Source organism: Burkholderia sp. B21-005 (genome assembly GCF_020843965.1).
In the GTDB taxonomy this organism is placed as follows: Bacteria; Pseudomonadota; Gammaproteobacteria; order Burkholderiales; family Burkholderiaceae; genus Burkholderia; species Burkholderia ambifaria.
Map to the genome: position 1 here is coordinate 991,967 of NZ_CP086303.1, position 12,151 is coordinate 1,004,117.

At 62.7% G+C, this 12,151-nt stretch carries 9 protein-coding genes; 6 read left to right on the forward strand and 3 right to left on the reverse strand.

Going from position 1 to position 12,151, the window contains the following annotated elements:
• Nucleotides 1–209: 209 nt before the first annotated feature.
• Both LMA02_RS34955 and LMA02_RS34960 read left to right on the forward strand, forming a co-directional pair.
• Nucleotides 210–905, forward strand: coding sequence for a ParA family protein (locus LMA02_RS34955; protein ID WP_228910410.1), 696 nt, complete (start codon nt 210–212; stop codon nt 903–905).
• Entirely contained in the window at nt 898–1,929 is a 1,032-nt protein-coding gene (locus LMA02_RS34960; protein WP_228910411.1) for a ParB/RepB/Spo0J family partition protein, read from the forward strand. The genes LMA02_RS34955 and LMA02_RS34960 overlap by 8 nt, the downstream gene beginning before the upstream one ends.
• Nucleotides 1,930–2,021: 92 nt before the next feature.
• Here LMA02_RS34960 and LMA02_RS34965 read toward each other — a convergent pair whose 3' ends face one another.
• Nucleotides 2,022–3,338 (reverse strand): replication initiation protein, encoded by a 1,317-nt coding sequence (locus LMA02_RS34965; RefSeq protein WP_006759641.1) that lies wholly within the window; start codon nt 3,336–3,338, stop codon nt 2,022–2,024.
• 2,488 nt (nt 3,339–5,826) lie between these two features.
• Here LMA02_RS34965 and LMA02_RS34970 point away from each other — a divergent pair.
• Complete coding sequence (locus LMA02_RS34970) at nt 5,827–6,147, forward strand: DUF4148 domain-containing protein (RefSeq protein ID WP_228910412.1); 321 nt, start codon at nt 5,827–5,829, stop codon at nt 6,145–6,147.
• A 248-nt stretch (nt 6,148–6,395) separates the two neighbouring features.
• Here LMA02_RS34970 and gcvA read toward each other — a convergent pair whose 3' ends face one another.
• On the reverse strand, nt 6,396–7,298 hold the full coding sequence (gene gcvA, locus LMA02_RS34975) for a transcriptional regulator GcvA (protein ID WP_228910413.1): 903 nt from the start codon (nt 7,296–7,298) through the stop codon (nt 6,396–6,398).
• Nucleotides 7,299–7,438: 140 nt separating this feature from the next.
• On the opposite strand from gcvA, the gene LMA02_RS34980 reads away from it, so the two are divergent.
• The 3 genes from LMA02_RS34980 (at nt 7,439) to LMA02_RS34990 (ending at nt 11,152) form a co-directional block, all read left to right on the forward strand.
• Nucleotides 7,439–8,728 carry an adenylosuccinate synthase gene (locus LMA02_RS34980; protein WP_228910414.1) on the forward strand — a complete coding sequence of 430 codons (1,290 nt, stop codon included), beginning with the start codon at nt 7,439–7,441 and terminating at the stop codon, nt 8,726–8,728.
• Nucleotides 8,729–8,965: 237 nt separating this feature from the next.
• Nucleotides 8,966–9,907 carry a LysR family transcriptional regulator gene (locus LMA02_RS34985; protein ID WP_228910415.1) on the forward strand — a complete coding sequence of 314 codons (942 nt, stop codon included), beginning with the start codon at nt 8,966–8,968 and terminating at the stop codon, nt 9,905–9,907.
• A gap of 273 nt (nt 9,908–10,180) precedes the next feature.
• The gene (locus LMA02_RS34990; RefSeq protein ID WP_228910416.1) at nt 10,181–11,152 is read left to right on the forward strand and encodes an aliphatic sulfonate ABC transporter substrate-binding protein; all 972 of its coding nucleotides are present in this window, start codon (nt 10,181–10,183) and stop codon (nt 11,150–11,152) included.
• A gap of 100 nt (nt 11,153–11,252) precedes the next feature.
• On the opposite strand, the gene LMA02_RS34995 is transcribed toward LMA02_RS34990, so the two are convergent.
• Complete coding sequence (locus tag LMA02_RS34995; RefSeq protein ID WP_228910417.1) at nt 11,253–11,966, reverse strand: dienelactone hydrolase family protein; 714 nt, start codon at nt 11,964–11,966, stop codon at nt 11,253–11,255.
• Nucleotides 11,967–12,151 lie beyond the last annotated feature (185 nt).

Below are 12,151 nucleotides of genomic sequence, written 5' to 3' on the forward strand. Positions count from 1 at the left end.
TGCGCCTCTTAGCGCATCCCATCTCGAACGAAATTTTCATCAGTTTTTATTTTTCATTCGATTTCAAACCCCCAATAACTTCCTAGCCACTTGGCTGGCTTGTCACGTAACAACTACATCGATCATCAAATTCATCTCTTCATCTAACACTTTTCTGGACTTTTGAACAATATCTGCATATATTACGCAAAACTCCTTGGAGGAATTTAATGGCTTTCAAGATCGCCGTCAGCAATCAAAAGGGTGGTACTGGAAAGACGACCATCTCCGTCAATATCGCGGCAGCCTTCGAGGCCGGCGGCAACAAGGTCGCCTTGATAGATGCCGACCCTCAAGGCACGTCGGTCAGATGGGTGACGAGCGGCGAAAATACGCTCCCGATGACGGTGCTGTCGCTGGCCCCCGCCGGGCGCGGTATCGGCGGCGAGATCAAGAAGCAGGATGCGAATTTCGATGTAATCGTCGTCGACTGCCCGGGCAACCTCGAAGATCCGCGCATCGCATCCGTGCTCGAAGTGGCCGATTTCTGCCTCGTGCCGCTGTCGCCGTCGCCGGCCGACCTGTACAGCACGGTCGCGATGATTCGCATGATCGAGTCGATGCGTGCCGTTCGTAACCCGCATTTGTCTTCCGCGTTGATGCTGAATAGCGTCAATGGAAAAACTAAAATGCGTGAAGAAATTTTAAAAATTCTAAGAGCAGAAGAAATAGGGGAGCATCTGTTGGACAGCCAGATCGCGCAGCGCGAGGTTTACCGGCAGACGTTCGCCCTCGGCACCACGATCCATCATCACAATCGATATCTGAAGGGGCTGAAGGAAGCCCGCGCGGAAATTGAGAGACTGGTCACTGAAATGGCCCAATACATCGCGTCGACTCGCGCTACGGGAGCCGCTCATGGCTAAGGAAACATCGAAAGACAAGAAGCCGACCGGCAACCTGCATCTCGCTGCCGGCCTGCTGCGCGGGCTCGCGCAGGAAAACGCGGCGCTGGAAACGCGCCTGCCCGAGCCGACGCCGGCATCGAATCCCGCAGTCGAAGCCGCAACCCCCGCGGCCCCGAGCGCGGCCACGCCCGCCGACGCGCACGATCTTGGCGCGCCGCAGAGGGTCGCGGTCAAGGACTGCATCCCGAACCCGTTCAACCCGCGTGTGTTCTATTCGGAGTCGAGCCTGCACGAACTCGCGCTGACGCTGAAGCGGGAAGGACAGATCGAGCCGATCAAGGTCACGCGGCTCCCGGAATTTCCGGGCAAGCTCGTCGTGATCGACGGGCAACGGCGCTTGCGTGCGACGAGCATCAACGGCGACGAGACGATCAACGCGACGTTCCGCACGGATCACACGCCCGAGCAGCTCTATACGATCGCGTATCGCGCCAACCACGACCACGAACGCCAGACGATCTTCGACGACGCGGTCGCGTGGAAGCGTCTTCTCGACGAAAAGGTCTTCCCCGACCAGAACACGCTCGCGGAGAAGATCGGCAAGGACAAGGCATCGATCAGCAAGACGCTGTCGCTGAACGCGCTACCGAACACGCTGCTCGAACGGATGGCCAGCGCGAACGACGTGGTCGGCCTGCAGGCAGCGTACTTCCTTAAGCTGATCTTCGAGCGCCTGGGCGAACCGGCTGCCGACCGTCTGCTCACGGCGGTGATCGATCGGAAAAAGTCGGTACGCGACCTCGAGAATTTCCTGCGCGCGCAGAGCGACGGCAACAAGAAGACGGGGCGCACGCGCTACAGCGTTCGTCACGATTTCGCGCTCGAATCGCGCGCGATCGGTCAACTGAAGACCTATCCGGACGGGCGCCTGGATCTGCAACTGAAGGGCGTCGATGCGTCCCACCAGGAATCGCTCGCCGACCGGCTCAAGACCGTGATCGATGCATACGTCGCCGAACTGGCGGTAGCGGCGCAAAAGTAAGCGCCCCAGCCAAGGGCCTCGCACCTGCACGGCTCCGTGCAGCCGGACGAAGTCCGGCGCACGACGCATGCCGGGCGCGAGGCCTCGAACAATCAGTTGGTCGCGAGGCTGCTTTTCAGCAGGAATTCCAGCAAGTCGTCCGAGGTCGGTTCGCCCCAGGTATCGAGCGCCAGCCACCGGAAGAAACTGGTTTGCGCCAGCTTGCTCGCCTTCTTCTTCGGCGAGAGCGTGAGATCCTTCGAACCGGCCACCGTCTCGTTGTAGCGCTCGATCAGCTTGGTCTGGTCGTCGATCTCCAGTTCGCGGAAATACGCACCGGCTTCATCTACCTTCGCGGCCAGATATTTGTCGCGAATCTGTTCCTGCTTGCTCTGCGCGGATTCTTTCGCCGGCGCGGCCGTTTCGGTCCCCTGCCCGTCAGCCAGCGTATAGCCGTGCGTCAGCGCCTTGCGGAAATACGCGGCCACATTGTCGATGGGCGCCGCGTTCTTCTTCGTAGTCCGATTGAGCGTATAGGCGATTGCCGCCTTGATGCGCTGCACGCCGTACTGCGTGATCAACCGCCGCGCTTCCGAACGCGGGATGCCGAACTTGGCGACCTCGTCGACGAGCGCTTCGTTCTTGACATCACCTTCCTCGACCGTATCCGCGCTCTGCTTGCGCGTCACCTTGAATTGCACGGCCTCCACGCTGCGACCTGACTTGTGTTCGATCAGCTCGAGCGTGTGGTCGGAAACTTCGTTCACCTCCTGAATGCAGGGCACCAGGACCTTGCTCTTGAAGAGCTTGTACTCCTTGTACGACTGCGATGCCTTGTCCTGACCGAGAATGAGATCGCGGAATTTCGGCAGCGGAATCTTCGCCGTGATGCCGATTCCCTCGTAGCGCACCGTGTTCTCCCACAGCGCGAGCGAGTGCGAGCGCCGAAACTCGCGCGCGATCCGCATATCGATGAGCGCGTAGATCTCCGGATTAAGCAGCTCGCTGCGAATCTGGTCGGAGAAGCTGTACTTCAGCACCGATTGCTCGAGCTCGGCGCCGGCGAGCAGGCCCGACGCCTTCCACACCGTCGAACGGTCCGCGGCAAGGTAGTCCCAATTGACGACGGTACTGATCAGCGAGTTGACCGTGTCCTTCACGTACTTCGTGTTGTTGCTGTTCAACCCGCTCTCGTGCGAGAGCGCCGCGATCGAGATCGAGAAGCTCGTCCGGCCGGGCTCGAACGCTTCCTGACGGAGGGCGTTCTTGATCAGCGAGCTGAACATCTTGCGCTGCTGCAGACCGATCTTTCCGGACTTCGGAGCGATATGAATTGCCTGGACCGCCTTGCGCAGCAGATCGGGAGGCTCGGGCGTCTGAAATAGCGAAACCTGCTTGTCGGAGCCTTTGATTGCGGGCTTGCGCGGCATCGTGATGTCCGGAGAAGGTGACCGTGTTGATGGCGGACTTTATACCTTTTCAAGCCGTCGAGCAACGTCTCTTTCTCCAGTATCACTTTCACTATCGCTTCTAACTTATTGTTATAAAAGGAAAATACACTGTTTTTAGAGCTGTACGATGCCCCATATCCATATACCTTTCCGCCAAAAATAGCTCCCAAATCCTGCTACCTGTGCAGTTCGCCATCAGGATCCGGCACGAGACTTGCCCAACCGAAGGTACCCATTCATGGGAAACAATTCACCGGAACGGGATTTGCGAACCGGATTCGTGGTGCCCCGCAACACGATCCGCGCGCTCCCATAACACGCTACCTTTAATGCGTCCCATGAATGGGTACCTGTCGCGAACCGTCGGTTTAGCGTTTTGTCTTCAACCGTGTCCGGCGGGCGAAAATCACCCCCATGGATGGCTACCTTGCGAATCCCCCACAGAAGGTAACCTTTCCATCTCCCTCATCCTGTCTATGGGACTCCACATCCCGAGGGCAGAGCAAAACGAGATAACCCGCTCTGTGCAGCCCCCCCATAACCGGCTACCTGAAGTCCATCCCATAAACGGCAGCCTCACATAAAATGCTGTGCCGGGGGCCGCCGACGGATCTGCAACAATGCACCATAAGTGGCTACCAATGGATTCCCCCATAGAGGGCTACCTGAAGCATTTCCGGACGGAAATCCCATAACAGGCTACGCGTGCCCCATATCCACAACCCCCATTTCCCACAACTCGGTACCCGATTCCCCAAATCCACAGACCTTAAGCCCCATACTCTTCCGCCTGTGCTCCCATAAATGTGTACCGAACACCCGTCAAACCCTTGCCAGACAAGGCTCTGAGCCGTCTAAAAGTAGTTAAAGAAGTAAACGTTGTTTACAAAAGATGTAAACACACGTGTGCCCGTGCAGAAACACAACCCCCATAAACCGCTACCAAAACAAGTCTGCAGGGCTGGACAGGCACAGCAATCCGGGTCTTCGGCCTGTGCAACCCTTGATATCTGTCCTCACTCTGCAAGCCTCCCAGGCCCAACAAGGCTTTCCAAGAAGGTGAGTACCCACTCACAAGCACTCAAACGTAGAAACTTATGGGAGGAAATCGTCGGTTGCGGGACATAGGTACCCGCGTATGGGACCAAAAAATGTGCGCCGCGGCCTGTCTTTCATCCGGGATTACCCGCAGTGAGCGATTCTTGGGCCTCACGGGGGAACATCGCCAGTTTCCCTCCCGACAGTGAGAAATCGCCGAAATCCAGTCGCAAGTGGATTTTTTGTCGTTTGTGCCAGGGCTTCCGTGGATAAGTCTTCGGCTATCGCATGTCGGTCGGCCCGGCACTTTTCCAATCGCTGACCTGTGCACCGACGAAAATGCCCGGCGTCTCCGCAAGCGTCCGGCCTCATAGTTTTCTACCTTTGGACGGTACCGGAATCGGTCCTGTGTTGCGATCGGCAAGATAGCGACCGCGGGCGGCTCAGTGCCCCCAACGTGAGGCGATCGCCATCAACGAAGCTCACCCTCATCGGATCCGCGCTCGGATCCCGAATATCCTCACCGTCGGAAAAGGTCGTGTCCTGTAAAAGCTCACCGACAAAGTATTCCTCGGATTGGCAAACCGAGTGCGCGATGCCTCCGCGCGAGATGCGCCCAACCAACGGAAAAGCTGTGACGCAGACGCGCAGCGCAGGACGTACCGGCATCCTCGTCGCACAGGCTCGAGACTCGTCGCGACGCCAGTGCGGTGGCGAACCTTTCGCGTTCGCACCGCAAACGCATCGTGCAATGCCTCCGCGCAATCGTGAACGAATGTCGATCGACGCGTTCACCGCATGCGGCGATGACGTCTCGGTCCGCAAACGTCATCTCCCACAAGTGGTAACGAAGAGCGCCGAACAGGTAGCCATGCGTGCAGCGAGCGGTTACCCGATCGTTCGCTTTGGCTCGTATGGACGTGCAGGGGATCGCGTCGGACTCGGCACCGAACGAAGCGTGGCCGTTTATGGGATGAACCGCCGTTCGCGCGACCGCGAATCACAACCAGGCACACGGGCCTGCAGTTCGGTAGGAGATCCCGTTCATGAAGCGACGCTCACGTTGCGCGCGCGGCAAATTCCACGGGTGAAGCAATCAGCCTCATACGAGTGGAGTGCACGACATGCGGAAACGGATCTCGTCCTCATCGGCAATCGGCATCGTATCGGCGGAATAATCCGGTTCGTCATATGGTTGCCGCGGTCATGGACATCGCGTGGTCCCCGCGCCCGATGCATCGTTGTGGTGCCGGCGACACGACCTATCCCATACGTGTATCCCCCAACATTGTCCTCACGATGACGCCACATTTTTCGCAACGCGGTTATGATGCAAAGGCCCTGATCGCAACATGAAGACCGATCAGGGGCAGGGGCGGTATCTCGATGCATTTTCATTCCGTGACCAATCAGAAAAGAGAGCTCAGCGATGCGAATCCAGATCAGAAAACTCACGCTGGCTGCTACGGCAGCAGCGTTCCTCTTCGGCTCCGCAGCTCCGGTGTTCGCGCAGGCTGACGCCAGTAGCGCACCGGTCGCCCAGGATGCGAAGGCCGCGAAGCGTGAGGCGCGCAAGTCAGCACGGGCACAACGCAAAGCCGAACACAAGGCTGCGCGCGCGAAGAACACCGCCGAACTGAAGAAACTCGAAGACGCTGGTTACAAGCCGGCGGCCAACGATCCGAACTATCCGCAGAACCTGCAGAACGCCGAGAAGAAGGCGGGCGCAGCCGCTGGCGCCAGCCAGTAAGCGCCGTTCGCAACAAGGACCCCGGCTCGAGCCGGGGTTTGTCGTTTGTGCTGCACAAATACGCTGCGCGTCCTGGCAACGCATCCGTATTAATTGATTCGATATCCTCTGTATCTTGGTCGAGCGAGTCGACATCCATCGAACCTTGTCGCTCTCCGTGAATGAGCGCGACGCCCAGCATGTTCATATACGGGCCGGCGCAACGGCGCTCGAAACCCGCACCTGCTGATCCACCGCAGCCGGCATAGTCAGTGCCGCGCGTCCGCCGCCGCGTTCCCCGTCGTTTTCAGCCAGTCCTTGAATGCCCGCACGGCTTCGTCCTCCGCGCGCGCGGCCGGCACGTAGGTGAAATAGCGCCACGGCGGCAGTGCCGGTTCGCTGAACGGTTGCACCAGCCGCCCTTCGGCAATGTCGTCCGCGACGAGCGCGATCGGTCCCATCGCGACGCCGAGGCCGTCGAGCGCGCCTTGCAGCGTCAGGTAGAAATGCTCGAGCGTGAGCGAGTGCCGCGGCACCAGATTCGCGTGCCCGGCCGCCGCGAGCCATTCAGGCCACATGCCGGGATAGGTCGCCGCATGCAGCAGCGTGAAGCCGGCGAGATCGGCCGGTGTACGCAACGGCCGGCCCTCGAGCAGCTTCGGCGCGCAGACGGGCAACCGGACTTCGGACAGGAATTCCTCGGCGACGTACCCGTCGATCGCCTGCGGTCCGCCGCGGACGATCAGGTCGACCTTGTCGCGCAACTTCTCGATCGGCTCGTTCGACGTCGACAGCCGCACCTCGATGGCCGGATGGGCAACCTGGAACGACGACAGCTTCGGCACGAGCCAGCGCAGCGAAAACGTCGCGGGCGCGCTGACGCGCAGCACGCGTTGCTGCCCCTGGCCGAAATGCTGGGCGGTGGCGAGCGCGATCCGGTCGAACGATGCGCCGACCTCGGCGAGGTACGCGCGACCGGCATCGGTCAGCTCGACCCGCCGGTTGTGCCGTTCGAACAGCGGCCGGCCGAGCCATGCCTCCAGTTGCTGGACATGCCGGCTGATCGCGCCATGCGTCACGCACAGCTCGTCGGCGGCAAGCGTGAAACTGCCGAGCCGGGCCGCGGCTTCGAACGCGCGCAGCGAATTCAAGGGAGGGAGTCGTCGGGCCATTTATCGTTTCGCGTGAATTTTACTCACGCGAAGGCTCAGATTTAATCGTTTGATCGGGCGATCCTGCTCCGCCAATATGGCACACAAACGGCCGATGTGGCCGCAATACGTGTCTGGATTTCTCACATGGAGTATGGAGCATGCCGAACGTGGTGGTGGTGGGCGCCCAATGGGGTGACGAAGGCAAGGGGCGCGTCGTGGACTGGCTGGCGGCGCAGGCCGATCTCGTCGCCCGCTACAACGGCGGCCACAACGCGGGCCATACACTGGTCGTCGGCGACAAGACATACAAGCTCGCGCTGCTGCCGAGCGGGATCGTGCGCGGCAAGCGCGGCGTGATCGGCAACGGCGTGGCGCTCGATCCCGAAGCGCTGCTGGCCGAGATCGGGCGGATGGCCGAGCTTGGGCTGTCGGTGACGCCCGACAATCTGTCGATCGCGGAGAACGCCACGCTGGTCCTGCCGATTCACCGCGCGATCGACCAGGCGCAGGAGCGTCTGCGTCGCGAACCCATCGGCACCACGCTGCGCGGGATCGGCCCGGCCTATGAGGACAAAGTCGGGCGCCGCGGGTTGCGGGTCGCCGATCTGGCGGAACCGGGCCGGCTTGCCGACAAGCTCGACGTGCTGGTCGATTATCACAATGCATGGTTTCGCGGCCTGGGGCTCGAACCGTGCTCGCGCGACGCGATGCTGGCAACGCTGGTCGACATCGCGCCGAAGATCCTGCCGTTCGTGCGTCCCGTGTGGGCCGACCTCAACGACGCGAACGACCGCGGCGAGCGCATCCTGTTCGAGGGCTCGCAGGCCGTGATGCTCGACATCGACTGGGGCACGTATCCGTTCGTGACGTCGTCGGGCACCGTTGCATCGGCCGCGGCGGCCGGCACGGGGCTCGGCGCGTCGAAACTCGGCCACGTGCTGGGCGTGACCAAGGCGTACGCGACGCGCGTCGGCGGCGGCCCGTTCCTCACCGAACTGACCGACGCCACCGGCGAAACGCTGCGCACGCGCGGGCAGGAATTCGGCGTCAACACCGGCCGGCCGCGCCGCTGCGGATGGCTCGATGCCGCGCAGTTGCGGCAGGCCGTCCGGATCTCGGGGATCGATTCGCTTGCGCTCACCAAGCTCGACGTGCTCGACGGCTTCGCGTCGATCGAGCTGTGCGTCGGCTACGAGCTCGATGGCGCACGCGTCGACCATCTGCCCGCGAGTCTCGACGCGCAGGCGCGTGCGATGCCCATCTACGAAACGTTCGCCGGGTGGGACGGCACCGTGAAGGGCGTGCGCGAGCGTGCGGCGTTGCCGCGTGCCGCGCAGGATTTCATCGCGCGCGTCGAGGCGGTCGCGGGCGCGCCCGTGTCGATGATCACGACCGGCGCCGAGCGCGACGACACGATCGTGCTGAGCAACCCGTTCGAGCAGGCCTGAGCGCGACGCGGCACGTGCAATGCGTGCCCGGCAGGCCGCCGCCGTGCGGCCTGCACCGATCCGATGCCGGTCGTCCTTCGACAGGGGGTGTCGTGCGAACGAGGGTCCGCCGTAGCGGCGCACGGCAAACTGGACACGCCTGCACCGCTGCGGTACTGTTCCGCACAATTCGCGCCAGACCGGGTTGTGCCGGGGCGGGCGCCGCCGCGAAGCGATTTCAATCCCGGGGACCTGTCGATGGACACGTTACAGATGATGCGCATTTTCGTCCGGGTGGCGGAGGAGGGCCGCTTCACGAGCGCGGCCCAGCGCCTGGACATCACCACCGCCTATGCGTCGCGTTCGGTCGCGCAACTCGAAACGCATCTGCGCACGCGCCTGCTCAACCGGAGTACGCGCCGCATCGCATTGACCGATGCCGGGCAGCGTTATCTCGACCGGTGCCAGCGCATCCTCGGCTATATCGACGAAGCGGAAGCCGAGGCGGCGGACGCGCAGGCGAAGCCGTCGGGACGCCTGCATGTGCATGCAACCACTAGTTTCGGCCAGGCCTACGTGGTGCCCGCGGTCGTGCGATACCGGCAGCGCTATCCGTCGGTGGCGGTCGAACTGACGCTGTCGCAACACGTGCCCGACATCATCGACGAAGGTTACGACGTGTCGCTGCAACTGAGCTCGGCGGAGCTGCCCGACTCGGGTCTGGTGTCGCAGCGGCTCGGCGATGTTCACAGCGTGCTGTGCGCGTCGCCCGCTTACCTGAAGGAGCGCGGCACGCCGCGCACCGTGCGCGATCTCGAAGCGCATTCATGCCTGCAGATCGTCACGCCGATCTTTCCGCGCGACCGCTGGCATCTCGACGGCCCCGACGGTCGCGAGACATTCGAGCTGCCGCTGCCGGACTTCCAGGTGAACATCGCCGACGCGCTCGGCGCCGCGCTGCGCGCCGGCCTCGGGATCGGCTCGTTGCCGATGTCGAGCGCGGTGCCCGCCCTGGCGAGTGGCGCGCTGGTTCGCGTGTTGCCCGAGTACCGGCTGCAGAAGCTGACGGTCTACACGCTGTATGCGTCGCGCCAGTACCTCGACGCGAAGATCCGGACCTTCGTCGATTTCCTGCGGGAATGCGTGCCCGAAATGCTGGCCGCCGACGAGGCCGCGCTGCGCGGTTCCTGCGAGTCCTGAGCGAAAGTGGGCGACGTGTGCCCGGTTGAATGACGCGGCACACGTTACGCAGTCCATAGATCGACGTTGGTCCGCGCCAGATAATTCGCATAACGAAGTTGATGGCGAAGACGAATCGGCGCGACGTCTCCGATCGGTTGCATCGCGCGATGCACGCCTTTATGAAAGCACCTGCTTTCGATATCGGACTTCGTTGGTTCGGTGCGAAGCGTCGAACCCCTAGAATCGATTCGACTCGCGCTTGCGCTCCCTTCCCATCGAACCCAGGACATCATGGCAGATCGACTATCCAGATCCCGCCGCCGGCTCATCCAGGCCGGTCTGGCGCTCGCGGCGGGCGCTGCCGCCCAGCCGCGCTTCGCGCTCGCTGCCGCGGCCGGCGCACGCACGCTGCGCATCGGCTACCAGAAAGGGCCGCTCAGCCTGCTGAAGGCGAGAGGCACGCTGCAGGACAAGCTCGCGACGCTCGGTGTGAACGTGACATGGACCGAGTTCCCGTCGGGGCCGCCGCAGCTCGAGGCGCTCAACGCAGACTCGATCGACTTCGGCGATGTCGGCGAGGCGCCGCCGATTTTTGCGCTCGCGGCGGGTGCGCCGCTCGTCTACTACGCGCAGACGCCGGCAGGGCCCTCGACCGAGGCCGTGATCGTCGCGAAGGACTCGCCGGTCAGGACCTTCGCGGATCTGCGCGGCAAGCGCATCGCGCTGGTGAAGGGATCCAACACGCACTTCCTGCTGGTCCGCTTGCTGCAGGCCGCGAAGCTCGACCCTGCGGACGTCAAGCCGGTCTGGCTGTCTCCGTCCGATGCGCGCGCCGCGTTCGAGAACCGCTCGGTCGACGCGTGGATCATCTGGGATCCGTTTCTCGCCGTCGTCCAGCAGGCTTTGGGCGCGCGCATCGTCGCGGATGGCACGGGGCTCGTCGAGAACCGCAGTTACTACTTCACGTCGCGCACCTATGCGCAGCGCAATGCCGACGTGCTGGGTGTGGTCGTGTCCGAGCTGACGACGGTCCAGCGATGGCTCGATGCGAATCGCGCGCAGGGTGCGGCCGAGTTCTCGAAACTGTGGGGCATTCCGGAGCCGGCCGTGGCGCTCGCGTTCCGCCGTGCGCGCTTCGGCGTCGAACCCGTGACGCGCGAGACACTTGCGTACCAGCAGCACATCGCGGACGTGTTCTATCAGGCGGGCATCCTGCCGAAACGCGTGGACGTTAGCCAGGCGGCGCCGCCCACGCTCGCGTGACGAATTCGTAGCCACAAACGACAACGCCACGGATGCAGGTCCGTGGCGTTTCGCTTTACGTGCGTCGCTGCACGGCAGCAGGCCGATGCCTGCTGCGGTATTACTGCTGCTTGCCCCAGAGCGTGCGCCCGAAGAACGTGAGCGTGCGATCCCACGCGATCTGCGACCACACCGGATCGAACTGCGTGCCGCCGATGCGGCCGGGGCCGACGGCCGTTTCGTTCGCGAACGCGTGATGCGCGAGATAGCGGTGGAATTCGATGCCGACCTTCGCATCGGTCAGCTTCTTCTCCAGCGCATCGACCTGGTCGATCGCGAAGAACGCATCCTGGGTACCCCAGTGACCCATCAGCGGCACCTTGAGCTTCGACGGATCGAGGTAGTCGAGCGGAGGGAAGCCGTACCACGTGACACCGGCATCCGCATCGGCGAACTGCAGCGACAGCAGCGTGAGTGCGCCGCCCATGCAGAAGCCGGTGACCGCCACGCGCGACGCGCGCGTCTTCAGATATTGCACTGCGCCCGGGATGTCCTGCGACGCGGCGTCGCCGAAATCGAGGCCGGTCATCAGGTGGTGCGCTTCTTCCTCTTCGACCGTCGACTTGCCGCGATACAGGTCGGGCACGAGCGCGAAGTAGCCGCAGCGCGCGAGGCGATCGGCAACGCCGCGGATCTGGTCGTTCAGGCCCCACCACTCCTGGATGACGACGACCGCGGGTGCACCTTCGGTCTTTTCCGGCGTCGCGAGGTAGCCCTGCAGTTCCTGGCCGTCGGGGCGGCGAAACGTGATCATGGAACCGGATGTTTGAGACATGAAACCGCTCCTTTTCGAAAAATGCGATGAGTGCGGCATCGGGTCGGCCAGCGAGTGCGTATGCCCGATGACTCGAGGTTTCGCTCGCGTTCGCTTCGGCCGGCGCCGACCACGCGGCCATTCTATGCGCAAACGCCGGCCGTCTGCGTGAACGGCGCGGGGCAGCGGCCGAGCCGCGCTTGCAC